Origin of the sequence: Martinezella tropici, assembly GCF_003287875.1 — a bacterium.
Classification (GTDB): Bacteria; Pseudomonadota; Alphaproteobacteria; order Rhizobiales; family Rhizobiaceae; genus Rhizobium; species Rhizobium tropici_C.
The window spans coordinates 457,522-483,551 of the sequence record NZ_QMKK01000025.1 but is presented as its reverse complement, the minus strand read 5'-3'; the positions used below and the strand labels follow the sequence as shown (position 1 = coordinate 483,551).

General features: G+C 57.2%; 16 protein-coding genes and 1 pseudogene. 7 read left to right on the top strand and 10 right to left on the bottom strand.

From position 1 onward, the window contains the following. Positions 1 to 88 precede the first annotated feature (88 nt). Positions 89 to 466, bottom strand: a complete 378-nt coding sequence (locus DQ393_RS33180; RefSeq protein WP_146758970.1) for a hypothetical protein — start codon at positions 464 to 466, stop codon at positions 89 to 91. Between the two features lie 79 nt (positions 467 to 545). Next, positions 546 to 686 (bottom strand): annotated as a pseudogene (locus DQ393_RS10225) (transposase domain-containing protein); the annotation flags it as partial. A 115-nt stretch (positions 687 to 801) separates the two neighbouring features. Here DQ393_RS10225 and DQ393_RS10220 point away from each other — a divergent pair. Continuing rightward, positions 802 to 1,017 (top strand): hypothetical protein, encoded by a 216-nt coding sequence (locus DQ393_RS10220; RefSeq protein WP_112341645.1) that lies wholly within the window; start codon positions 802 to 804, stop codon positions 1,015 to 1,017. 89 nt (positions 1,018 to 1,106) lie between these two features. Here DQ393_RS10220 and DQ393_RS10215 read toward each other — a convergent pair whose 3' ends face one another. From DQ393_RS10215 to DQ393_RS10205, 3 genes are all read right to left on the bottom strand, one after another. Then, positions 1,107 to 1,943, bottom strand: a complete 837-nt coding sequence (locus DQ393_RS10215; protein ID WP_245430294.1) for a glycosyltransferase family 25 protein — start codon at positions 1,941 to 1,943, stop codon at positions 1,107 to 1,109. Between the two features lie 418 nt (positions 1,944 to 2,361). Further along, the gene (locus DQ393_RS10210) at positions 2,362 to 3,771 is read right to left on the bottom strand and encodes an O-antigen ligase family protein (protein WP_112341643.1); all 1,410 of its coding nucleotides are present in this window, start codon (positions 3,769 to 3,771) and stop codon (positions 2,362 to 2,364) included. Positions 3,772 to 3,904: 133 nt separating this feature from the next. Further along, complete coding sequence (locus DQ393_RS10205; protein ID WP_112341741.1) at positions 3,905 to 4,480, bottom strand: sugar transferase; 576 nt, start codon at positions 4,478 to 4,480, stop codon at positions 3,905 to 3,907. A 186-nt stretch (positions 4,481 to 4,666) separates the two neighbouring features. On the opposite strand from DQ393_RS10205, the gene DQ393_RS10200 reads away from it, so the two are divergent. Further along, positions 4,667 to 5,602, top strand: a complete 936-nt coding sequence (locus DQ393_RS10200) for a UDP-glucose 4-epimerase family protein (RefSeq protein ID WP_112341642.1) — start codon at positions 4,667 to 4,669, stop codon at positions 5,600 to 5,602. Positions 5,603 to 5,617: 15 nt separating this feature from the next. Here the strand turns inward: DQ393_RS10200 and DQ393_RS10195 are convergent, their stop codons facing one another. Beyond that, entirely contained in the window at positions 5,618 to 6,904 is a 1,287-nt protein-coding gene (locus tag DQ393_RS10195; RefSeq protein WP_112341641.1) for a nucleotide sugar dehydrogenase, read from the bottom strand. Positions 6,905 to 7,165: 261 nt separating this feature from the next. Between DQ393_RS10195 and DQ393_RS10190 the strand changes: the two genes are divergently transcribed. Further along, the gene (locus DQ393_RS10190; protein ID WP_112341640.1) at positions 7,166 to 7,354 is read left to right on the top strand and encodes a hypothetical protein; all 189 of its coding nucleotides are present in this window, start codon (positions 7,166 to 7,168) and stop codon (positions 7,352 to 7,354) included. A gap of 150 nt (positions 7,355 to 7,504) precedes the next feature. On the opposite strand, the gene DQ393_RS10185 is transcribed toward DQ393_RS10190, so the two are convergent. Next, entirely contained in the window at positions 7,505 to 7,852 is a 348-nt protein-coding gene (locus tag DQ393_RS10185) for a conjugal transfer protein TraD (RefSeq protein WP_432421994.1), read from the bottom strand. Next, positions 7,782 to 7,937 (bottom strand): TraC family protein, encoded by a 156-nt coding sequence (locus DQ393_RS10180; protein ID WP_245430305.1) that lies wholly within the window; start codon positions 7,935 to 7,937, stop codon positions 7,782 to 7,784. The genes DQ393_RS10185 and DQ393_RS10180 overlap by 71 nt, the downstream gene beginning before the upstream one ends. Positions 7,938 to 8,197: 260 nt before the next feature. On the opposite strand from DQ393_RS10180, the gene traA reads away from it, so the two are divergent. Then, positions 8,198 to 12,799, top strand: coding sequence for a Ti-type conjugative transfer relaxase TraA (traA, locus tag DQ393_RS10175; RefSeq protein ID WP_112341637.1), 4,602 nt, complete (start codon positions 8,198 to 8,200; stop codon positions 12,797 to 12,799). 127 nt (positions 12,800 to 12,926) lie between these two features. On the opposite strand, the gene DQ393_RS10170 is transcribed toward traA, so the two are convergent. Continuing rightward, complete coding sequence (locus DQ393_RS10170) at positions 12,927 to 13,469, bottom strand: hypothetical protein (protein ID WP_245430293.1); 543 nt, start codon at positions 13,467 to 13,469, stop codon at positions 12,927 to 12,929. Positions 13,470 to 13,692: 223 nt separating this feature from the next. On the opposite strand from DQ393_RS10170, the gene DQ393_RS10165 reads away from it, so the two are divergent. Both DQ393_RS10165 and DQ393_RS10160 read left to right on the top strand, forming a co-directional pair. Next, positions 13,693 to 14,307 (top strand): oxidoreductase, encoded by a 615-nt coding sequence (locus tag DQ393_RS10165; protein ID WP_146758969.1) that lies wholly within the window; start codon positions 13,693 to 13,695, stop codon positions 14,305 to 14,307. Beyond that, positions 14,304 to 16,004, top strand: a complete 1,701-nt coding sequence (locus DQ393_RS10160) for a hybrid sensor histidine kinase/response regulator (RefSeq protein ID WP_112341634.1) — start codon at positions 14,304 to 14,306, stop codon at positions 16,002 to 16,004. The genes DQ393_RS10165 and DQ393_RS10160 overlap by 4 nt, the downstream gene beginning before the upstream one ends. Here the strand turns inward: DQ393_RS10160 and DQ393_RS10155 are convergent. After that, positions 15,991 to 16,860 carry a helix-turn-helix domain-containing protein gene (locus DQ393_RS10155; protein ID WP_169645237.1) on the bottom strand — a complete coding sequence of 290 codons (870 nt, stop codon included), beginning with the start codon at positions 16,858 to 16,860 and terminating at the stop codon, positions 15,991 to 15,993. The genes DQ393_RS10160 and DQ393_RS10155 overlap by 14 nt on opposite strands. Before the next feature lie 1,748 nt (positions 16,861 to 18,608). On the opposite strand from DQ393_RS10155, the gene DQ393_RS10140 reads away from it, so the two are divergent. Further along, positions 18,609 to 25,898: a DUF4214 domain-containing protein gene (locus tag DQ393_RS10140; protein ID WP_245430292.1), complete on the top strand. Its 7,290-nt coding sequence runs from the start codon at positions 18,609 to 18,611 to the stop codon at positions 25,896 to 25,898. Positions 25,899 to 26,030: the final 132 nt, after the last annotated feature.

Below are 26,030 nucleotides of genomic sequence, written 5' to 3'. Positions count from 1 at the left end.
GCTCGCACCTTGACCAAGATGGTTTTTGCAGTGTCGAGGGCCGGAGCCATGACGAGGACGGGCAACGGTGCGTCAATTTTGCTGCCGTTCAGTCCAGGGTTAATCCGGCCCCGTTCAGTCGATCCCGAATAAACTCTGAATTCGGAGAGGCTGATACCGCCTCAATAAGTTGACCTATATTTCCATGCAGAACTGCCTGGATCACTGGGCCTATTTCTTCTTCAACGCTCCGAAGGGCTCCTTCATTCATTCGACATTGAAGGCGCTCATGCAGAATGAATTCCAATACCTTGTGCCGCAGTTGACTGCCCTGAAGGGCATCGAGATCGGGCTTCTTGATGTAAAATTCAAAGCTATGTGTCAAAAAGCCTGAATCGACCGGGAGTGAGAGAACCAAGCCAATGTCATCCTCAAAGACGCTAAGCTCCCATCCTCGGCCAAAGAGTTTTCTACGCAATTTTGTCACCAGCTACCCCAAGCTGCTTTGACAATGCTCTAAAAACGTGGCCGTCCGCAATGGTCCGATAGAAACCTTTAAGCGCGTATCACACCATCGAGTAATTCCACGGCAGGAGTTCCTCAATTCGGGACTGCCTGTGACCGTTGACTATGGCGGTGAGCGTGGCACTCAGGTAGGCAAGCGGATCAACGGCATTGAGCTTGCAGGTCTCGATGAGCGAGGCGATGGTGACCTCCTTCGAAGGCGATGGACCGAGCCGACTGCACGGGCGCAGTATTAACCGCTACAGGGATGCCTAAACTCCCGTCGCTGCCTTCGCCGCAAGTCCGGCAAAGGATTCAATGTCTGTCACCTTTAGTGGCGAATTGACCATGGTTACCAAAGTGGCTACCGACAACCCGTCCCGGTATGTTGCCAGCTATCGCAGCGAACTGTTCGGCGTTTGGGAGAAGCAGCCATTCGAGAGCCATCAGCTTGGGAAGCTCGGTTTAATGTCGAAGCTGCAAAGCCCAGCCGTTCACGCGGAAAAAAGTGGTTTTGTATCAATGGGAGTGTAAAACGGCGCGGCCTGCCGTGAATGCGCGTTGCTTTTGATTTTCCACTCGTCAGGTCCATCCTGTAGGGGTGTTTTACATGCCCTCGAACCCTACGGCGTCGTCAGCGCGTAGGCGATGCGCCGAAAGAAATCCACGGTTCGGAAGATATATGCGGGTATGCGCCGCCATGCAGGCGCCTTGGCTGCGCGATAATCGCGACGCAAGCCGATCATCGTCGTTCGCTGCAGCTGGCTGAAACCGGCGATATTCGCACGCGTACTGACGATAGATACATTCATGTCCCAGCCGCGCTCCACAGCCACATCCCAGGGCAGCGACATGATGGCCAGCGATTTCACGATCTTTTCGGCGCCTTTGCGCGTGACGAGATAGCAGGCCGTCGAGCCCTGGGGACCAAAGAGGCAGCGGCCAACGATATCTCCTCTGCTGCTCCGGCCCGTGGCGCGAAAACCGTTCCAGCGGTGATTGACGAGCTTGACCAGGTCGGCATTGGGCGCAGCATTCTTCGCCGCCACGGCGCGTGCGAGGAAATCGATATCCAGCGCGACATCGTCCTCGATGATGACAGCCATCGCGTCGTCGCCCGCCAAAAACCGGTGCAGCGCCAGCAGATGGCTGCGATAGCAGCCGTATTCACCGGGCAGTATGGTGCGACCGTGCCGCCGCTGGAAACGATCGTGATCTACGTCGACCCATTCGTCGCGTGGGATGAGGGCGCCGTCGACACCGTGGATACGCTCGAATCGAAAACCGAACACGTCGCTCTGTCGCTGAATCTCCGCCAGTCGTTCGGCTGCCCGATCGATATTGATAAGATAGACCGGCACGGTTTGTGACGGTGTAAAAGAAGTTTCGGCGAGCGCAGTTACGGACATCGAACACACTTGTATTATTTCCATAGGCGCAAACAGCCAGCGCCAAGCCATATATGATTGCGCATCAACATAAAAGCCAGCTCTTATGCCGCGCTTCTCATCCTTGACTCCAGCCGCTACCAGTCAACCATGACATAGTGACCGGCCTAAAGGCTCACGATCGCGCCAATCTCAAAGCAGCAGCCAATGGCGGACAATCGCAGAAGCGGTGTCGCTCGCCCAAGCAATGAGCGATCCGACAGAAATCCCAAACAGAACAAGCAAAGCAACGACGCCAGCGTCTAGAAGCTAAATGCGCCGCACTCCGAGATGGTCGGTAGATTTCTCGTGATTTTTCGGGACCATTTCCTTGAGGGCAGTCACCTCGTTTCGGATCTGAGTGAGAGATCGTGGTCAGTCTTATCTTCTTGGTGGCTCAATGAGACCTCCGGCGCCTTAATGTTTAGCTCTCAATGATATATGTGATTACTTAGACGGCGGCTGTCGCGGCTCTCGGCGCAGACTTTCCCGCCGCCAAATACTCCCCCTTCAGCCGCATATGGCACCAGCAGGCGAAGGCGGAGCTTGCAAAGGCCAGGCTTTCGCCGATCGCTAGGCGGTTGTTGGAGTTGCTGAGGAGCGTCAATGAGAAAAAGAAAAGGCAAGCGATGTAGGCGTGCCATGCGGCGCGCGGAATAATGCCGGCCTTGCGGGCGCGCCAGACGGCGCGGATGAAGATGGCGAGCATGAAGCCCATGATTGCCGCACCGAACAGGCCGTAGCGCACTAGGATTTCCAGATAGCCGTTGTGCAGCAGCGTGTACTGGACATGCGAGTAGCGCGTCTCGGCCCAGCGTTCGAGCCACCGATTACCCCAGCCGAAGATCGGTGCGGAGGAGAAGACCTCCCAACTGTTGGACCAGAGCTGCAGGCGTTCGTCCATCGACACCGGCGTATTGCTCGAGCTGATGGCGTTCGAGACCACGCCGCCCATTTCATGGCCGTTGGCCACATTTTCAACCATGGAAATGGCTGCTGACAAAGTCGGGCCAGCCGTCTTGTCTAGATTGTGCCTGACGCCATAGATCCCGGCGATCAACAGGGCCGCGACGGCGATGATAATGATGACGCCGCTTTTTAGGCGTAGGTAGGTCAGCGTAATGAGCGCCAGTAGCGGCAGGGTGATGCCGAGTGCAAGCCAGACGCCTTTCGATTTGGCGCCGTAGATGGCGATGAAACAGAGCGCGAAGATGAAGGGCGAAACGAAATAGGCGAAGCGGGCGATCCGGCGGTCACTGGTTTTGTCCGTCAGGTAGTGCAGCAGCCAGAAGAGGGTGAAGATCACGATCATGCCGCAGGCGACGGCGCCGTGGATCTGGTTGTTCATGATCAGCGGCCGGATGGTTTCGCCGGCGAAGACTTCGCGCAGGTGCTGTGTTGCCACAAGCATGATGAGAACCATGGCGAAATAGGCAGCTATGATCTTTTCCATCAGCTCTTCGTAGAGCAGGAAGGCGACGCCCATAATGGGGAAGAAGAAGGGGAAGGCATAGAGCCAATCCGAGGCGCCTATATCGTGCTGCGGTGTCAGCCAGAAGGTGATGAAGAAACGCGCCATGACATAGAAGGCCCAGCCCATGCAGAGCCAACCGATCCAGTCGGTGCGCGGCCGTATGGGCGCCTTCATATAGTAGTAGAGGGCGATCAGAGAGAGGAGCGCGGTGGCATAGCGATAGGCGTCGCTCTCGACGACGGTCGGCGAAGCGACAAGCAGCCAGAGAATGCCGCCGATGATGGCGAGCGGTTTCGTCATGTTGCTTCCTGCCTTCGTGACGCCGATCGGTTCGGCTGCAAGGTCAGCATGCGGTTTGTTGATGCGCGAGTCGTCCAATGTCGTCATCCGCCTTCGTCCAGAATCGGTTCATCATCCGGCCTTCCTCGCCCCGTGACGGGCCGTATGGTCGCAAAGGGGCAGGAATACGGCAATTTTCCCACGCCGTTATGTCACTGATGCCGATTTCGCCGATTGTTTGTCAATGAGCAACTCCGTCGCGCCGGACCACTTTCAATACCGTCAGGAAAATGATCTTCAGATCGAAAAGAAAGGAGCGTCGGTGCAGATAGTCTTCGTCCAAGGCAACCTTCTCGGGGATCGGCAGTTCGTCGCGGCCGTTGACCTGCGCCCAACCGGTCAAGCCCGGCAGCAGCGCGTCGACGCCGCGTTCCGTGCGCAGGGCGACGAGGTCGTGCTGGTTGAACAGCGCCGGCCGTGGGCCGACGATGCTCATTTCTCCCCTCAGGATGCACCAGAGCTGCGGCAGCTCGTCGAGGCTCGATTTGCGCAGAAAGGAACCGATGGGCGTCAGATAAATGGTCGCGTCCTTCAGTAGATGAGTCGCCACCGCCGGCGTATCGGTGCGCATGCTGCGGAATTTCGGCATGCGGAAGATCCGGTTTCGCCGGCCGACCCGATCCGACCAATAGAGGATCGGACCGGGCGAGGTCAGCCGTACCGCGAGTGCGACGATCAGGATCGGAATGAAAAAAACGATGGTCGCGGCTAGAGCAGCGAGAAAATCGAAAAGGCGCTTGGCGATCGTATAAAGCATCGTCTCTTGTCGTTGCATCGCCCTTTGTTCCAAGGGTGATGAAGGTCGTCGTTGCTCCGTGCATCTCATATCGCGATTTCAAGCACAACCATCCCCGGCAAGATTCCCCTCCCTTGTTCCGAGCGGATATCCCGTGCAAAGCATGTCTCAGCAAATCATGGTGCGAAAAGCGAAGGCAGTGCGCGGATGATCCTGGTGACGGGTGCGACGGGTTTTCTCGGACAGGCTCTGTGCGCGGAGCTTTCCCGCCGGCGGATGGATTATCGGCCGGTCAGTCGCAACTCTCGCCCAGGCTTCGCCGCCATCGGCGTGATCGATGGCCAGACAGACTGGTCCGAGGCGCTTGCCGGCATCGACACCGTCATGCATCTGGCCGCCCGCGTCCATGTTATGAACGAGAGCGCCTCCGATCCGCTGGCCGCATTCCGTGCCGTCAACGTCGATGCAACAGTCAATCTGGCGCGACAGGCTGCGGGTGCGGGCGTGAAACGCTTCATTTTCCTGAGTTCGATCAAGGTCAACGGCGAAGCGACGTCGGTGGGTAAGCCCTTCAGGGCCTCGGACGTGCCGCATCCAGAAGATGCCTATGGCCGCTCGAAACTAGAGGCGGAGGCGGCCTTGCTGGCGATATCAGCGGAAACGGGCATGGAGGTCGTCATCATTCGGCCGCCGCTCGTCTATGGTCCTGGCGTCAAGGCGAATTTCGCAAGCTTGATGAAATGGGCTGCGCGGCCGTTTCCCTGGCCGTTCGGGGCGGTTCGAAACCGCAGGTCGCTCGTCTATGTCGGCAATCTAGTCGATTTCATGCTGCTCTGCGCGACGCATTCGTCCGTCGGTAACCGCGTCTTCCTGATCAGTGATGGCGACGATCTTTCGATCGGCCAACTGATCTCCAAACTATCTCTGGCTGCGGGGCGTAAGGCTTGGATGCTGCCGGTGCCGCCTTCGTTGCTCGAGGGACTTGCCGCGTTGCTGGGGCGCCGAGCCGCCGCGCAGCGGTTGCTTGGTTCGCTTCAGGTCGATATCGGCGAGACGCGGTCGGTCACCGGCTGGTCGCCGCCTTACTCGGTCGAAGAAGGGTTGGCGGCAACGGTCGCCGATGCGGGGACGAAGGCGCGCTGAGCTGGCCTTTCAGGCTTACAGGCTCCAGACCGCATGACCCTCCAACAGAGGATTGGCTCGATCGAGTGCCGCCTTCACGTCGACGACGACACCGTTTTCGCTCAGGAGATCGAGGATAGTGGCTGCCCCTTCTATCAGGTAGGACTTGTGGGGAACGGCAAGCACGACGGCATCAAGCTTGCTGAAGTCCCGCAACTCCCTGAGCTTTATGCCGTATTCTTCCTCAGCCTCCGAAGCGCTCGCCATCGGATCGTGCACCAGCGGCTCCAGGCCGAACTGACGCAGTTCGCTTATAATGTCGGGAACCCGGCTGTTGCGCAGGTCGGGCACGTTTTCCTTGAAGGTGAGACCGAATATACCGATCCGCGCGCCGTTGATCGGCTTTTTCGCCGCGACCAGCATCTTGATGAGTTTCTGGGCAATGAAGGCGCCCATGCCGTCATTGATGCGTCGGCCGGAGAGGATGACTTCAGGGTGATAGCCGAGCTCTTCCGCTTTGGCCGTTAGATAATAGGGATCGACGCCGATGCAGTGGCCGCCGACGAGACCGGGGGTAAAGGGTAGGAAATTCCATTTCGTCCGCGCCGCCTTCAGCACGTCGGCCGTGCGAATATCCATTTTCTCGAAAATGATCGAAAGCTCGTTCATCAGTGCGATGTTGACGTCGCGCTGCGTATTCTCGATCACCTTGGCGGCTTCGGCCACCTTGATGCTGGGGGCGCGGTGAATGCCGGCCTCGACCACGGCGCCATAGATTGCGGCGATCCTTTCCAGCGTTTGCGCATCATCGCCGGCGACGACCTTCACGATACGCTCGAAGGTGTGTTCCCTGTCACCGGGATTGATGCGTTCCGGCGAATAGCCGACATGGAAATCCTCGCCCTGGCGCAGCCCGGAAACTTCCGCCAGCACCGGGCCGCAGACCTCTTCGGTAACGCCGGGATAGACGGTCGATTCATAGACGACGATCGAACCTTTGCGCAAAACCTTGCCGACCGTACGCGAGGCGGAAATCATGGGCCGCAGGTCGGGCTGGCGGTTCCGGTCGATCGGCGTCGGCACAGCGACGATGAAGATATCGCGATCGCGAAGATCCTCGATCTCGCTGCTGATGCGCAGTCCGCTCGACCGGAGCCGCTCGGCAGAAACCTCCCGGGTATCGTCCTCGCCGGCCTGCAGCGCAGCGACGCGGGAGGCCTTGATGTCGAAGCCGACCACATCATGGAATTTTTCGGCAAGCGCAATCGCGACAGGCAGGCCAACATAACCGAGGCCAATGACGGCAATTTTTTCGTTCAACACAACATACCTCGAACACTCCGCCTGAATTAGCCCGAATTTGAAGCTGATGTCAGCGCCTATTATTTGCCCTCGGGATCATTTCAGCCGCAGTCGCATGAATGTGATGACCGGTCGGACGCTTTAAAACAAGTGTGAAACGGCGCCATTGCGGCATCTCGTGACGAGAGTTTCAGGTGGGATGATGGGACGTCTATCGAAACTTTCTGATTTCGAACCTATTTATTGGGAGTGAGACTTCATTTCTTTGAAAGCGTATTCGCAATGCGAAATAGCTATCTCAAACATCTCCGCACACAGCGCGAGCAGCTTGAAGCCAAGCTTGAGCTGCACATAGCCCGCTATTGTTTTGGCGAAGGCGAGGTGGACGACGGTACTGAGGCGGAGCTCCGGCAACGCATTGAGGAAATTTCCGACGAGATTGCCACTCTCGAGGCCGAGCGCGGCGAGTAAGATTGCATGAGGCAGGTTTCCAGCTGTCCGGATCAATTCTGACGCTTACAAAATAGCAAAGTCGTGGGGCGATTCTTGCCAGTTTCGTCTTCACCTGTCACGACCGCTGACAATATCCCTGGAAGCATTAGGCTCGTGGTCACTCTATCGTCATGTTAGGTCCTCGCTTTTCGAATTGGTCATGCGTGCATCGGCTCGGAACGCCTCCATACCAATCTTGTGAAGCTCGCGGTATTGCGCGGTATCTGACGGAATCCGGCTTGCCTCGATCAGGGCGCCGAGCAGGAATGCGCGATCGGCTTTTCTCAAGCCAGCCTTGATGATCAATCCACCGAAGATCATCCTTTCGCGCGTTTCGCGCTTACGATCTTTTGTCATGTCGCGTTGCCGCCTTCGTTCGAGAAGCATAATCCGCTGATCTAACCTCTTAAGCGGATTGGCCTGTCGTCCTTTGTTCGCCGTCGCGAAATCGCGCTGCGATCTCGGCGAGAACGTCATTGAGCTCAGCGTCGGAAATATCCAAATCGGCGAGACCGGCCCTTCGTGCCGCGCTAGCGAAACGTTCATTGGCCTTGGCGACCATGTTCTTGCGTTTCTCCCTCAGCAGCTCGACCTGTGTGTCGATCTCGGAGACTGTGGTTCTTCCACGCATATCTGTCCTTTCATTCATCAGGGGCGAGTTCGATGGCATCTTTTATACTGCATTAAATGCAGTAGTCAAATCAGATGAAATAATATAGGAAAGCGGAATTCGTCTTGGAAAATTGATCTCTTTCGAGGCATTTTCGCCAAGAATCTCAATATCTGCGCGGTACTGATGTGCCGGAAAAGATAGAGTCAAATATGGCTATCATGTTTTTGAGAGCGAAAATGATCAGCCGCGGAGCGGGACAGAGCGTTGTCTCGGCTGCCGCCTATCGGCATCGTACCAAGATGACGGATGAGCAGGTGGGGACTAAGTTCCGCTACTCCGCAGATGCGGCCGAACTCATCCATGAGGAACTCGCTGTGCCCGAGGATACGCCGGCATGGTTGCGAATTTTAATCGACGGCCGATCGGTTGCCGGCGCCAGTGAAGCGCTTTGGAATGCTGTCGATCGTTTCGAGACCCGCCGCGATGCACGGTTTGCCCGCGAGATCATCCTTGCGCTTCCAAACGAGCTCAGCAGGAGGGAGAATATCGCGCTGGTGCGCGACTTCGTTCGCGAAAACTTCGTGTCGCGCGGAATGGTTGCAGACTGGGTCTATCACGACAAAAAGGGAAATCCGCACGTCCACGTTATGACCACGTTGCGTCCACTGACCGCGGAAGGGTTTGGGCCGAAGCACGTCGCTATCGTCGACGATACTGGCGAGCCGCTACGCCTCAAAACCCCCGATAGGCCGAAAGGAGCAATCATTTACCGTCCGTGGGCAGGCAACAAGGCAACGCTGGAGGAATGGAAGCTTGCATGGGCTCAAACGGTAACGCACCATCTGGCACTTGCCGGTCACGATATCCGCATAGACGGCCGCTCCTATGAGGAGCAGGGGTTGCGGGGAATGGGGCAGCGCCACCTCGCTCCCGCCCGCGTGGCGCGTCTACGCAAAGGTGCCGATGTCTATTTCGCCCCTGCAGCATTGGCGCAGCGTTACGAGACGGCCGATCGCCTCGCTGCCAACCCCGGCCTACTGCTTAGGCAACTCAGCAACGAGCGCTCGACTTTCGATGAAGCCGAGATTGCCCGTGCCCTGCACCGCCACGTTGATGATCCAATCGTCTTTGCCAATATCCGCGCGAAACTGATGGCGTCGGACGATTTGGTAATGCTGCGGCCGCAGCAGGTGAGTGCGGAAACTGGTGGGGTCGAGCTGCCGGCAGTCTTCACGACGCGCGCGACGATCAGAACCGAATTCCACATGGCGCGGTCGGCATTGAATCTCTCGAACATCAGTGGCTTCGCGGTATCGTCATCCCAAGTTGATGCTGCGATAGTTGAGATTGAGGCAGCGCCAAACAAGGCCATTCGCCTCGACGCTGAGCAGGTCGATGCGGTTCGACATATCACAGCCGATAGTGGCATTGCCGCAGTCGTCGGTATTGCCGGCGCTGGCAAATCGACACTGCTGAGTGTGGCACGTATCGCCTGGGAGCGAGACGGCAGGCGCGTCCTCGGAGCAGCGCTCGCCGGCAAGGCGGTGGAGGCATTGAATGGCAGCTCCGGGATCCGTTCGCGTACGATTGCTGCGTGGGAGCTTGCCTGGAAAAACGACTATGACCTACTGCAGAAGGGCGACGTGCTGGTTCTAGACGAAGCTGGCATGGTATCGTCGGAACAGATGGCGCGTCTTCTCAAACGCGTCGAGGATGCCGGCGCGAAAGCAGTTCTTGTCGGCGACGCGATGCAACTTCAGCCGATCCAGGCGGGAGCTTCCTTCCGCGCCATCGTCGAGCGCATCGGCTTCACCGAATTGGTCGGCGTTCGCCGCCAGAGGCACGAATGGGCGCGAGAGGCGTCCCGTCTGTTGGCCCGTGGAAATGTTGAGGAAGCTTTGAGTGCCTATAGCGCCCATGGCCATCTCCTCGAAAGTGACACGCGCAATGATGCGGTTCAACGCATCGTCTCCGACTGGGCCAGCGCTCGCCTTGACGCCATTGCCAAGGCAGAGGTCGAAGGTCGTAAGTTGCGTGGCGACGAGTTGATGGTTCTCGCCCACACCAACAGCGATGTGAGACGCCTCAACGACGCGATCCGTGCGGTCATGTTGCAACAGGATGCGCTTGGGGAGAGTAGGTCGTTTCGTACAGAGCGCGGCATACGTGAGTTTAGCGAGGGAGACCGGATCATCTTCCTGGAAAATGCGCGGTTCGTCGAACCCAAAGCTCCTCACTTAACTGTTCAGCACGTCAAGAACGGCATGTTTGGAACGGTCATATCGATAGCGGGTCGAGGCGGGGTACCATTCCTTTTCGTTCGGTTGGACAGTGGTCGGGATGTCATGTTCTCCGAAGACACTTATCGCAATGTCGACCATGGCTACGCCGCAACGATTCACAAGAGCCAAGGATCGACCTTCGACCGCGCTTTCGTGCTGGCAACAGGCATGATGGACCGACACCTGACATATGTTGCTATGACGCGTCATCGCGAGCGTGCCGATCTTTATGTGGCAAGGGGAGATTTTCAGCCACAGTTCGAATGGGGCAAGCCGGCGCGCGTCGAACATGCCGCTGGCATCACAGGCGAGCTTGTTGAAATTGGGCTTGCGAAGTTTCGCGAGCGGGACGGCGCCGGTCCTTCCCCTTCTGTCGACGTCAGAACGAACGATGGAACCACGCATCGCCTTTGGGGCGTCAGTCTGCCCAAGGCGCTTGAGGAGGCCGGCATGGGGGTCGGCGATACAGTGACCGTGCGTAAGGACGGAACTGAAAAAGTTACCGTTAAAGTGCCTGTTATTGATGAGGAAACGGGCGCGAGGCACTTTGAGGATCGCGTTGTCGAGCGCAATATTTGGACGGCCTATTCAATTGATAAGGTCCAGGCTCGGATGGAGCAACTTGCCGCAGACAATCACCGACCGACGCTCTTTGCGCAACTAGTCGAACGGCTGTCGCGCCCCGGCGAAAAGACGACAACGCTCGATTTCGAAAATGAGGCGTCTTATCAATCCGTGGCTTTCGACTTCGCGCGGCGGCGCGGCATCGACACGATCGCGGATTATGGTCACGCCGTCGAGGCACAGGTCGAGCGTCTATCCAATTGGCTTGCCATACAACGTGATCATGTAGCGCAGCTCTGGCAACGGTCGAACGTGCCCTTCGGGGCCACGATCGAAACTCCGGGGCGAAATACTGCTATTCACGCGACAGACGACAAAGACGCGTTGCCCGCTTCGGTCGCAGATACTTCCAGTCTATTGCCCGCTGTGAAATCCCTTACCCGATCGATCGCGGAAGATGCGCGCCTCGCCCAACTCGCATCTCCTCAATGGAAGGAACGAGAAGCGCTCCTGCGTCCGGTGCTTGAGCGAATCTATCGTGAGTCAGATAAAGCGCTTTCCCGTCTGAACGAACAGTCATCGAACCTCGCGCTGGATCCAGGCATCATGGCGGACCGGCTGTCACGCTCTCCGCAAAGCCTAGGTGCGTTGCGGGGCAGCAACACGCTGATCGATGGCCGGGATGATCGAGCTACGAGGGCTGACGCCTTGGCCGCGGTATCCGAACTGGTGGTTCTTGCACGGGCGCACGCAACTGAGTTTCGCAAGCAGGCGGATCGGTTCGACGATCGCGAACGAAGGCGTCGGTTGTTCATGGAGGTCACGGTGCCAGGCCTTTCCGACAGAGCAAGAGGGCGACTCGCTGAGTTGGAAGCAATCCGACAGCGGGGTGGGCAGGAGGCATACCACACAGCATTTCGCATTACCGCGGAGGATCGTTCCGTTGTTCAGGAGATCAAGGCGGTGAGTGAAGCCTTGAACCGCCGATTCGGACGGGATGCCTTTACGGAAAAGACTGATCAATTCGCAGATCGCGAGACCGCGATGGGCATACCGGAAACGATTGACAAGGAGAAGCGGAGCGAGTTGATCGCAATATTTACTGCTGTCAAACGCTTTGCCGCCGAGCAGCAGCTCGCTGAGCAACCGGATAGGCTCAGGATCGTTGCCCCGGCCACCCCCGACGACCTCAACACCATACCTGCTATGTTGCCGTCGGTTACGAAATTCAAGGTAAGCCTCGATGAGGAGGCGCGGATGCGTGTGACCGACGCTGAGCACTACAAACAGATAAGAGCTGCACTCGTTGCGACTGCGTCCGTGATCTGGCGCGACCCCGCGGCCGCCTTGACGATCATCGAAGATCTGGTGCGCAAGCAGATCGACCCTGAGCGCATTGCACGTGCTGTTGCCACGGAGCCAACGGCCTATGGCCCTATGCGCGGTACCGGCAGGGCGATGGATAGGCTGCTCGCCGGTGGTCGCGAGCGCAGGGAAGCTCTGCAGGCGATTGAGGCAGTTGGTGCTAATATACGGTCTCTTGGTCGATATTACTTGAGCGCTTTTGAAAACGAAAAATCGGCGGTCATGATAGAGCGCGGACGGATGGCCATACCTATTCCAGCGTTGACGAGAACTGCCCAGAAAGAGTTGCGGCACATCACGTCCGAGACGGAGAAGAACCCGCGCGAGCTGGCACGATTGGTCCGGTCGTTGTCACAAGATGTCCGCCAGGAATTTTCTCTTGTCAGCAAGGCACTTGATGCTCGCTTCGGGCCGGGTGCAATTTTGCGCAACGAGACCGATGTTGCCAACATGGTCTCGAAGTCTCAGCAAGCGGTCTTCAAAGCCATCCTTGGTCAATTGCGCACAGTCCAGCGTGCCGTCGCTATAGATAGGGCAGAAGAGATTATCGCCGAGCGCCAACGTCGAACGATTAACCGTGCCCGTGGTGTTGATCGCTGAGGACGTCCAGAGATTAAAAGGAAAACGACAGGCTTGTACCAACGGGGGCGTCGGTTCGAGTCCTCAAGAGCATTATTGTGTCTGCAATAAATAGGGACTACGGCCCGCCGCGGCAGGTGACGACCATCTACCATCCAATCTCCCAGGGGCGGGGTTTGCCGTGAAAAATCACCACACGCGCGCCTGAGGGAATTGATCCATTTCCGCTTTCATCATCGTAAAGCGCTTTGCGCACATGCGATTTCCACGAGACGATCTGACCGGGCAGCAAATCCTGCCACCGGTCGGCGCGCGCGAGCCAGAAACGCTCGAGAAAGGCCTGGTCGCCGCCGTGTCGATAAAGATCCATCCAATGCCGTGGCCGATCGGCCCATTCGCTCCAAATCGGCGCGCGTTCCGTCTCAGGCAGATACATGATCGATGACTGCAGACCTTCCGGACGATAGATATCGCGCATCAAGGCAAGCCGATCGACCGAAGCGATATCGGCAAGATCTCCGACAATCGAGGTGTCGAGATCCATGAAGAGAATGTCACCAGATATCTCTGGCCGAAAAAGCTCCATCTTCGACCACCAGCCGGGCCAGTCATATGCCAGCGGAATTGTTTTGACGCCGTCGACGTCAATATCGCACAGGCAACGAAAATCGGCGTCCGGAAGATGTTTCATCACCTGCGCCTGCAGGCGCACCACGTGTTCGGGTTTGTACTCGCCACCGGACCGCAGAACACAATAAACGGAGATCACGTTAAGCGGGCCTCGCAGCTGACATCATCTTTAAGATGTAGATTCTGAGGGAGCATATGGGCCATTGCGCCAACTGTCATGGGGCACTTCGCAAGATTTCTTGCTAGTGCCGGCAAAATCACAGTGCTCGCCGGCGCCTCTGTTTATGAGATTCCACGGCAATCGCAATTGGGTACCCTTCGAAATTGACCGGAACTGTGCCATACTTCGTGGGGTTGCAGGATTGTCAGGCATGTCTGGGAAAATGGTTCGCGCATTCTTATCGATTGCAATTGGTCTTTGGTTGAGCACGGGATTGGCGAATGCAGGCACGCATATTCCGAAGGGATGTAGGCAGAATATTTTCCTGACGATCTCCGGCAAGATTGGAAAGACGACGGACACCGCCGGGAATGCCTATGAGATGTCGGAACGCGAATTTCTCGGTTTGCCGCAATCGACGGTGACAACATCAACGGCATGGACTCCCAAAAGCGATTTCGTGGGGCCTTTGCTCAGCAGGACATTGAGCGAGGTTGGTGCGAAAGGAACGAAGCTTCGGCTCATTGCGCTTGATAATTTCAGCGTGGAAGTGGATGCCGCCTACCTTGAGAAATACGGCACCATTCTTGCCGTCAGCAAGAACGGCACCCGGCTGACGATCAGAGATTTTGGACCAGTCTTCGTCATGTTTCCCCGTGATAGCTTCAAGGAGCAATTGGACACGCCGGCCGCGACATCGTATCTGGTGTGGCAGCTCTGCGGGATCGAAGTGGAATGAAGTTTTTCCATGTTGCATGGTTTAGCATTCCCGCGTTGATCGTAGCCCTATGCCTTGGAGTTATCGGCTACAACTGGGCGGCCATTCGAGCTGCCTATGATCTCTGGGATGCCGCCAGCAGCAGAAATCCATCTTTCTCTTACTGGCCGACCGCGCAGGTCCTGAGGGAGCTTGAGGACGTCAGGTTGGACCTGAAAGCGATTGCCGATGGATCTACCGTCGAGCCGGACGCCCTCTCGTTTCACATCGATGTCCTGATTTCCGGCATCAATATTATCGTGCGGCCCTCGCAACTGAACGACAGCTTTAAGACACTTCCGGGCTTTTCCGAGGATGGGGCCGCGTTGGAAAAATTCGCGACAGAGGTCCTGCCAGCTATCAAAACCGATATTTCGTCGGCCGATGCCCAGGCATTGTTGCCGAAGATGGAGGAAATGGCCTTTGTCGTGGACAGAGTCTCCAAGGCGGCCATGGATAGGGATAGCCAACTGAAGGAAAAGTCCTTCGAGACCATCCAGGCAGGGCATGTCATCATCCTGGTGATTGCCGGCCTGCTGATTTGTGCGATCCTGTCCTTTATTATCATTTCTATCTTCTATTGGCGGGCGATTGCCGCAAGGGCGCGCGCAATAGCAGCTGCCGAAGCGGCTGTTGAAGACAAGATCTCATTCCTTGCAATGGTCAGCCACGAGCTCAGAACGCCGCTTCAGGTCATCGTTTCGGCGCTGGATATCCTGGAGCGCCCTCAGGATATAAGGACGCGAAGCGAATTGACGGCGCGCATTCGTCGGGCGGCAAATAGCCTAGCTGTCCAGCTTCGCGACATGCTGACATTGGCTCGGGCGCAAACGGGATATATCGAGCTGCAGCCCGGTGTGTTTGAGGCGGGAGAGCTCGTCCGCGAGGTGCTGGAAAATTACCATGAGATGGCGCAGGCCAAGCATTTGCAGCTGCGGCAGACAAGTCCTGATGAGCCAATTTTCGTGGTGGCGGACGGTGAGCGCATTGCACAACTGTTGCATAACCTCGTTTCGAATGCCGTGAAATATACGTCATCCGGTTTCGTTCAGGTCGATCTTGCACCATTCGATGAGAACGCTGGTGAACTTTCCCTGCGTGTGACAGATACCGGACCTGGCCTGCCGCCAAGAATTATGGAGAGCGACGTGGATGCGAAGGGGCCTTTGAGCCTCGGCGCCGGCCGAGGCATCGGCCTATCGGTCGTCCAGACCCTGCTACGCCAGCTTGGCGCGCGAATGACGGTCAGCCGGCCGCCCGAGGGCGGCAGCGTGTTTGACGTGTCGATACCCGTGGTCCTCGCGGAAGGACGATCGCAGGGAGCGAATGGTGATCAAAGACGCGTGCTTGTCGTTGACGATCATCCTGACCTCCTGAAAGGCTTCTCAGCGGTGCTCGAAGAGTTTGGTTTCGCAACCGACGTGGCGTCCTCCGGCATGGCGGCGCTCAACTATGCTGCCGCACATACCTATTCGGTGATTTTCATCGATCTCGACATGCCAGTCATGACGGGTCCGGAGCTGGCCGCCCAGATCCGCAAGATGAACCTCGGCTACAAGCCAAAGCTCGTTGCTATCTCAGCCGCCAATGCTGGCTCCAGGCATGACCTGTCACTCTTCGATGCTGTGCTGGGCAAGCCGATACGGCAGCAGCAGTTGCGGACGATCATGCAGTTTTGAAGCTGGCATTCAATGCGGCAATGAGGATCGGCATGCTTGCCGGCTTCGTGAAGAACTTCAGATTGTGCTGCGCCAACGCAGCGGCGATGTTCTCCTCGTCGACATTACCGGTTCTGATCTGTCCGGTCAGGATGATGATCGGACAAAGCGCATTGCGCGCGCGGATATTCTCGACCAGCTCCAGCGCCGTCTGGCGCCGTGCATCGCGTTCGATGATCCAGTCCAGAACATAGGCGTCGAAATCGGTCTGATCGTAAAGAGCCTGAGGATCGCTGAAAGCGACCGCTTCAAACCCGGCCGTCTCCATGTATTGCACGATCGTCTTGGCGGTATCGGCGTGATCGTCGAGTATCGCGACCCGGCGCCGCGAGGCGGTCGGCTCGATCAGCAGGCGGGTGACGATATGGGCCGGTATGATCGACCTAGCGTCTGCCGGCATGACTCGCCACGATCCGTCGATCTCGGCGGCAATCAGTGTTCCCGGCGATACCTGGCCAACGATGTTGCCCAGCCGGATCCGGCAGGGCACGATGTGGTTGTTGATGACGATGGAAGCGTCAACGAGGGCGTCGGCATTTTCTGATGTGACGAGTTCCTGCAGCGTCTCACCAAAATGCTCGGCGACGCGCTTCAATTCCTCAAGCGACCAGGAGGCATTCGTCGTCAGGCGTCGGTTTCCGGCGGAATAGGAAAGGCCGAGGATTTCGGAGACGGTGACGGCGAACCGGTACTTGGGAATGCCGTGCCTTGTCAGCAGTGCCGCGATGCATCGTGCCGCAAGGGCAGGTTCGCCTTCTGGATAATCTGAGCGTAATTCGGATAGATCGTGACTATTTTCGCTTATTTCGCTCGTCATGCGAAGATCCTGTATTGTGAATATTAAAAATGCGCGTATACGTAGCGAGTATACGCGACTTATGATTGGATCGTGAGGTCCCATTCGTCGTTTTGTTCCAAGTCGCGGCGAGTATATGCATCATTTGCTGGATAACAAGAAAGTGGAACATTTTCGATAAGGCGCTAGGGGATAGGAAGCTTGGCCGGTCCTGTATCAATCGAGTGGAACGAGGCGTTAATGCTTCGGCCTACAGCCACCAGTTCTGAAACAGTAGATGTGTCATGACGTTTTTCAAAAAAAACATCGGAAATATCGCGATATTCTCCGTATACATTTTTATCTTTTTTATTTTTTACTTGTTTATATCAGGTTTATTTGGGTGCAATTTCCAGTACGGCTTGGGAATATATACAGCTGATGGGGCGTGCGAAAATTATATATATGGGTACAGCGTAGTTGGCCAATTTATTGATTATTTAACGCCGCTTTTTGTTGCGATATACGTCGGATCTTATTTTAAACTTCCTCGTCTATTCTCGTTTATATTTTCAGCGCTCCTATATGCTTTGGTAATTACACTTATCGTCCTTGTTAAGGGCGCTATACTTTGAACCTGCAGGTATCCGAGGTGGGCAATGCAAGTAAAATCCAATAACGGCACATCAGTTGACGCAAAGGTGCTCTCTGAGCTTGGTGGAAATGTGGTGTTGAATAGCCAAGGGCAGCCGATGATTGTCCCTAACGATTTCAACCCACAAGATTTTGTTAATAGCATCCGAAATTCTTTTGAAGGAATGATGGGCTTCTTCCCCAATCATCAATTTGATCTTCAGCGAAATTATAATGGAATGTTTGCACAAGGTGGCGGAGGGTTTGTTCCGGCATTCAAGCCCGCTGCTTCATGGGCGGTTGGCTATGCTGCTGCGGCTCTTGGATACAGCTATAACCAGGTGGCGGAGGCGTCTGGAATCGTTAACATCTATAGTAGACTTAGGGTTGATATCGATAATATTATCTCTGTAATAACCAGTGATAAGCAACATATATTGCCAGATATAAGTGGTGATTATTTTAACGACCCCAAGAATCTTGATAACATCGAAGCGGGCTATCGTGCATATCTCAAAGACTCAGCTCCGCCTGTAGAGGCCCCGGTACTTCCGCCGAGCATTCCTGAAGCGCTTAACGCGATGCTGGGAAATATCGCCTACACCCCCCCGTCGTCGGTTAATCCAACTAGCGTAACGGCGCTGGCGGCTCCGCTGCCTCCGACAGTGAGTCCTCCGAGCGTGACGTCGGCTGTGGCTCCGACCCCTCCTGACTTGCAGCCATTCGCTGTTGGCCCATGGACATTCTATGGCGCATCCTCGTTTGGAGGTGCCTCTGGTTATAGAAATGATGGCGGCGGTGGGCGCAATGGCGACCAGGGTGGCCCATCAAATTCCGGTGGGGGATATGGTGGCTCCAACGCAGGTGGCGGATCATCGGCTTATGGAGGGAATGGTAGTTCTGGTGGCGGCGGTTCTTCGTCGTCCTATGGCGGCCACGGGCCGGGCCGCAGTCCCAGCGGGTCTTCGCTTGGCGACATCCATCCCAGTTCTATGGATGACGAGGACACTCAAGGCTCGGAGGCAGGGACCTCCTCCTACGGCGGTCACGGTCCCGGACGCAGTCCGAGCGGTGCCCCGGTAAGCGGCCCTCGGGACAACCAAAATACAGGCGCCTACGGCAGCTGGAGTAATGACAGTGGAATACACCCCAGTTCTATGGACAACGAAGATACACAGGGAACTGATGAGGGGTCACCGAAGTCTGATGGCCCGAATAATGATAACATTTCTCCTGTCCTTCTCGACCTCTCCGGTAATGGCCTGAACATCAATTCGTTATCGAATTCGTCGCAGTTCGTGAATGTGAATGGCGATGGCTACCAACATCGCATGGCTTGGGCGGGCAACGGCACGGGAGTCCTAGTCTTCGACGCCGACGGTGACGGCAAGATCAGCAATTCGAAGGAATTCGAGTTCACCCAATGGGATCCGACGGCGACGGGCGATCTGGAAGCAATCAAGGACGTTTTCGATACCAACGGCAATGGCAAACTCGATGCCGGCGATGCGCAATGGTCGAAGTTCAAGGTCACGGTCGATGGCCAGCTTGTGTCGTTGGATTCGCTCGGGATCACCTCGATCGACCTGACGCCAAAGGGCAGCGGCCAGAGTTTTAGCGACGGCTCGGCGATTACCGGGACGACGATCTATACCAAGTCCGACGGTTCGACCGGCACGGTGGGTGACGCGATTTTAGCCAGTGATTCCAACGGCTATATTATCAAGTCGACCGTGGTCACCAATGCCGACCAGTCGAATACGAACACCATCCAGGCCTATAATGCCGATGGCAGCCTGGCGTTTCAGGATCTGGTGACGACGAGTGCCGATGGCAACAGCGTGTCGACCAAATTCGACGACGATGGCAACGGCAGCTACGACCGCTCTCAGACGGACATCACCACTGTCGCTTCCGGCGTCCGCACGCGGGTCGTCACGAACTTCAACGCCGACGGCTCCGTTCTCAACAGCACCACGACGGTCACCAGCGCCGACCATAACACGATCACCACGACTATAGATCAGGACGGCGATGGCAGCGCCGATCAGAGCCAGACCTTCGTCGCCAATGCGGATGGTTCGACGTCTACCACGACCAATGCGCTGAGCGTCTCCGGAGCCGTACTGAGCCAGCTTCAGGTTCTGTCCAGCTCCGACGGCTTAACGAAGATAACGAAGACCGATATCAATGGCGACGGGATTTTCGACGAGGCCGTCACCGACATCACGACCGAGGCCAGCGATGGTTCGCGCACGCGGACAGTGACGGACAGCAGTTCGAACGGCACCTTGCTGTCGAGCGTTACGACGGTCACCAGCGCCGACCGTCACACGAAGACGGTGACCAGCGATCTCGACGGCAATGGCACGATTGACGAGCGCGATTTGACCCAGACGACAATTGCAGCCAATGGCGACGTGACGACCGTGGTAACCATCACCAACGGCGATAATTCGGCCAGAAGCAAGGTGACGACCGTCGCGGCTGCAAGCGGCCTGTCGACGACGACCTCGACCGACGTGACTGGCGACGGCGTCGCTGATCTCATCCATTCCGACGTGACGACAGTCGCATCCGACGGCTCGCGGACGGAAACCGTTCAGGATACCAGCGCCAGCGGCGTCCTCCTGTCGAAAAGCGTCACGGTCACCAGCGCCGACGGCAAGAGCAAGAACATTTCAGTCGACGCCAATGGCGACGGCGCTGCCGACAGCCAGACCGTCATTACGGTTGCGAGCGACGGTACGCTCACCGAGACTGACGCCACCCTCAATCCAAACGGAACGCTTGTCGGCAAGGTGCTGACGACGACCAGCGCTGATGGCCTGTCGAAGACCGTCAGCACCGATGCCAATGGCGATGGCACCTATGCCGTGACGACAGACGTTATCACCGCCGGCACTGGCGGTGCACGGGTCGAGACCGTGACGAAGAAGAGCGGCAACGGCTCCTTGATCGGCCAGATGGTGACGACGACGTCCGCCGACAGCTTGAGGCAGACGGTACAGTCCGATCTGAACGGTGATGGTGCGTTTGACCAGACTGTCACAGATGTGATTGTCTTGGACGCCGGTGCTCGCACGGAAACCGTAACCGCAAAGAGCGGCAACGGCACGCTGCTCAGCCAGACGGTGACCACTGTCAGCGCCGATCGCAAGACGACGTCGGTGACCAAGGACGTTGACGGTGACGGTCATATCGATTTGGCCACAACCCAGATTGTTGCCGCGGACGGCAGCCAGACGACGACCACGGTGCAAACCAGCGCCGACGGTTCGCTCCATCGCAAGACCGTGGTGACCGTCAGCGCCGACAAGCTGACGACGACCACCGCGGATGATCTGAATGGCGACGGCACGGTCGATATGACCACCGTCGACCAGACCATCATCAATGCCGATGGCAGCCGCACCGAAACGGTGACGGACAAGAGCAATACGGGCGTTCTGCTTGACAAAGTCACGACCATCACCTCGGGCAATGGCCTGACTGTCACCGTTCAGAAGGATATCAACGGCGATGGTGTCGTTGACACCAAGACGGTGAAGGCGACCGTCCTCAACAATGACGGCTCGAAGACGACCACCACATCGGATTATGCCGGCGCGGCGCTTACCGATCAGACGAAGGTCACCGTCAGCGCCAACGGGCTCACGACGAAGACCGACTTTGACTATGATGGCAATGGCGCGGTCGATCGGACCGAAACCGCCACGAAGACGCTGAATGCCGACGGTTCGACTTCGCTGGTCGATTCCGTCACCACGGCCAGCGGGACGCTGCTGTCGAAGACGTCCAACACCGCGACATCGGACGGCAAGACGATGACGAGCCAAGTCGATCTCGATGGCGACGGCAAGATCGATGTCAAGACCACGGCCGCTATCGATGCGACCGGCCTGACGACGAAGACAATCGAGACCTATAAGGCCGGGACGACGACGCTCACGAGTCGTGCGGTCACGACGACATCCGCCAATGGACTGTCCGTTACGACCAAATCGGACTTGGACGGCGACGGCACTTTCGAACAGGTGCTCAGCGATGTCACGACACTCAATGCCGATGGGTCCCGCACGGAGATCTTTGCTCGCTCGACCAATACGGCGCCGGTCGAGTTGACGAAGATCACGACGTCTGCCAACGGTTTGAGCAGAACGACGGTTGTGTCCGATGATCTGATCGGAGCGACAATCCGCAATGAGATCTATCGTCTCTACCACGCGGCTCTCGGCCGCGATCCAGATGTGGCAGCCCTTCAGGGTTATGCGACTGCAATACAATCCGGCACGACGGCCGTTCAGATCATGGCGCAGCTCATTGGTTCATCCGAATTTACCCAAAAGTATGGCACGCTTACCGATCTGCAATTTGCGACTTTAATGTATCAAAACGCTCTTGGTCGCGCACCCGAACCGGGGGCCGCTGAAGGTTGGGTGAGCGCGATCGCCGCTGGAACCACTCGCGCGTCCTTGGCCCAACAGTGCGCGGATTCACCCGAAGGGCAGGGCCATACTGCCGCTGGCGCGCAAGCATGGGCGCTTGCAAATCCCTCCATTGTTCTATCCACAGTCAGAACGACGACGGACGTCACCACTCTCGGCGCGGACGGTTCGGCAACGGAAATTGTCACCAATAGCGGCGTGATCGCCAACAAGACGACGACCACGACCAGCGGTGACGGCAAGACGGTCACTGTGACCTACGATATCGACAGCAATGGCGTCGTCGACCAGAAGTCCGTCACCACGAAGAATACCGACGGTAGCGTTACGCAGACCTTGTCCGACTTGACCTCAGCGGGGGCTGTGTCGCACTCCAAGACACAGACGACTGGTGCCGGTGGTTTCAATGCCTCGGTGAGCTACGACACCGATGGAAACGGGGCTGCCAACAAGACGGTCAGCGATCTGACGACGCTGAATACGGACGGCAGCAAGACGACGGTCGAAAAGACCTATACGGTAAACGGCAGCGGCATGCTGGTGCTGAGCGCCGTCACCCAGACCGACACCTCTGCCGATGGCCTGACCGTAACCATGAAGTGGGACCAGACCGGATCCGGCACCTTCACCAAGAGCCGCACCGACGCGACAGTCCTGAATGCTGACGGCTCGCGGACGGAGACCATCAGCTATTTCACCGGCGCGACGCTGACCAGCCGCTATCGGACCACGACCAGCGCCAACGGTTTGTCGATCACCTCGCAGTCAGACCCGACCGGGGCGGGGACCTATGCCCAGACCTCGACTGACGTGACTGTGATTAATGCCGATGGCACCCGCACCCGCACGGAGACGAGCACCAAGGCCGATGGTTCGCTGCTCTCGAAGTTCGTTACGACCACGAATGCTGATGGCCTGATTGTCTCGACCAACGAGCAGCGGTCCGGGCTGGCGACGCAGACGGTCAGTGATGTGGTCGAGCTTCTCGCCGACGGCGCCAAGCGTGAGACCGTCACCACGACCGATGCCACCGGCAAGCTGATCGACAAGACCATCACGCTCACGAGTGCCGACAAGCAGACGGTCACGATCGACCGCGACGCGAACGGTGATGGCGTGGTTGACCAGCATCAGCAGACGGTCACGGCGGATTCCGGCGTCACAACGCAGAGCGTCACCGACTACAAGTCGGCCGGCGTCAAGGCGGATGGATCGACATCCACAACCACGGCCGACGGTCTGCAGACCACGACGAATTGGGATCTCGACGGTAATGGCACGATCGACCGCCGCCGCGTGACGGTCAACACCAACAATGCCGATGGCAGCAAGGTGAGCGTCATCTCCGATACGGACCTTACGACCGGCAAGCTGGCGACGAAGACGACGATGCAGCAGTCTTCGGACGGCATGGTGCGGACGACCTCCAAGGATGTCGATGGCGACGGTACCGTGGACCAAGCCGAAACGCTGACCGCCGATACGACTGGCGCCACCGTCTCGATCGTCACGAACAATGCCACGGCCCAGAAAACCAATTACCTAATGGCCGGCAAGGTCTACTGGAAGCAGGCGATCGCCGCCAAGATAGAAACCGACAGTTCTGCCGACGGCCATGCGAAGACCGTCAAATACGACTACGACGGCAATGGCACCTTCGAAGTCGTCATGCAGTCGCAGCTTCAGGTGGACGGCTCGACGGTCGCCACCGTGACCGAAACGAATGCCAGCGGCGCCGTCATCGCCAAGGGAACCATCACGACCAGCGCGGATGGGCTCATCACGGTGCTCGGCAAGGATTCCAACAATGACGGCGTCATCGATCACACCGAAACCTCCGTCATTCACAATGATGGCTCGGTCACGCTGACCAAAGTCGATCTCAACGCCAGCAGCGCGGTGACCCAGACCGTCGTCGACACCGTTTCGGCGATGGGTAGCCTGACGCTACGTGCGACCAGCAACGGGCAGGGCCAGAAAACCTCGCAGGTGGTGATCGCCGCTGACGGCAGCTCGGTGACGACGAACTATAATGCCGCCGGCGGACAAGTGACGAGCGTCATCAATGCCAACAAGGCGGGCATCCCAACGTTCGCCGTTTACTACGATCCGCTAAATGCGAACCCCTGGACCCGTGTCGAGCGGTCCTTCAACGCGTCGGGCAACAGAACGATTGACAAGCAATTCAACGACGACGGTTCGCGGACGGAGATTACTTTCTATACGCCAACCGATGCCCAGCAGCACGTCGATTTCTTTAACGCCGCGGGTGTCCGCACGGCGAGCATCGACTACGACGTGACAAGCTCCAATGATTGGACGAGTTTCCAGCGTTCTTATGACAGCGCCGGGCGCATAACCCAGCAAATCAACAACATGGATGACGGGCGTAAGGGGGTCTACAATTACGATCCCGGCAACACGCAACCATGGTCGAGTTACATTCAGATCTACAATTCCGCCGGGCAAATGACCAATCAGACGGTCAACAACGATGATGGTACTCGAACAGAAATTGCCTTCTATGTACCGACCGGCGCGCAGCAGCACATCGATTACTACAATGCGGCGGGGCAGCGCACAGGTAGTGTCGACTTCGACGTGACCAACGCTCAGGGGTGGAACCGACTTGACCAGAGTTTTAACACAAACGGTCAACGAATTTCCCAGACGGCCTATTACGATGACGGCACGAGAGGCGTTTGGTTCTGGGATCCGGCCAATGCCCAATCCTGGTCAGAGATTGACCAATCGTTCAACACCGCCGGCCAGATGACGTTTCAGCGCATTCAGAATGATGATGGTACACGGGTCGATACAAGCTATGATGTAACCAACGTTCAAGGATGGAGCCGGCTTGAGCAGTATTACAATGCCGGTGGTCAACGGGTCTCGCAAATTGCCTACTACGACGATGGCACCAAGGGCATCTGGATGTGGGATCCCACCAATGCACAATCGTGGTCTGAGATCGACCAATCATTTAACACCGCGGGCCAGATGACCAATCAGAATGTCATCTATGACGATGGCAGCAAGGTGCTTTATGCGTATGATCCAAGCAACACTCAGAGCTGGTCCCAGATTGTTGACTCCTATACGCCACAAGGAAAACTGATCGAGGACAACGTCTATAGTGACACGGGTGGAAAGTTCGTGAGAACGGATTACGATGTTAATAATACGGTTCCTTGGACGCGATTCGTCCAGAATTTCGTCAACAACGTGATCAACACCGCGACATCCTACAACGACGACGGCAGCTATACGAACTACCAGTATGATAGTTCGGGTAAGAACATTGCCTGGCAGCGTTACGCTTATCAAAGTGGTGGCGGGGGCGGAAGCACTGGCTACAAGATGGTCGATCAATGGCCGCAGCCGCATTACGGTCATGGTCCGGTTCTCCTTGATCTAAACGGCGACGGCCATATTGATCTGCGGCCTCTCGACACCGATGCGCTGGCCACCGGCTCGTCCGTTACCTTCGACTGGAATGGCGATGGAGCAAGGGACGGCACCGCCTGGGTAGGACCGCAGGACGGATTCCTGGCGATTGATCTCGGCGAAGATGGCCAGGCTGGCCCGGATGGCAAGATCGATCAGTCGAAGGAGCTTGCTTTCTCCGAATGGGCAACGCCGGACCAGGTGGCGGCCAATGGCGGTTCGGTATCCGACCTCGACGGTCTGCGTCTGGCCTTCGACAGCAACCACGACAACGTGCTTGACGCCAACGACGATCGCTGGAGCGAGTTCCGCGTCTGGCGCGATGCCAACCAGAATGGCGTGGTTGACGACGGCGAACTGCAGACGATGTCGGAAGCGGGCATCAAGCTCATCAACCTTCTCTCGACGACAGACGGCAGTCAGTCCTTCTCCGACGGATCGGCGATCACTGGCACGAGCTCGTACCAGACGTCGGACGGGACGGCGCACTATCTGGTCGGGGATGCGACGCTCGCCTATCAGCCGGCGATCCCGAAGCAAAATGCAGCGTGATAGCCGGCAAATGTGAGCACGCCTGCCGCCCCTAACCGGCAGGCGTGTCTCCAGAACAACCTACGTGAATGCAATCAATGCCGATAGGCCTATCCAGCGCCGGTGCGGCATGTCGGCGTCAAGCCAAAGAGA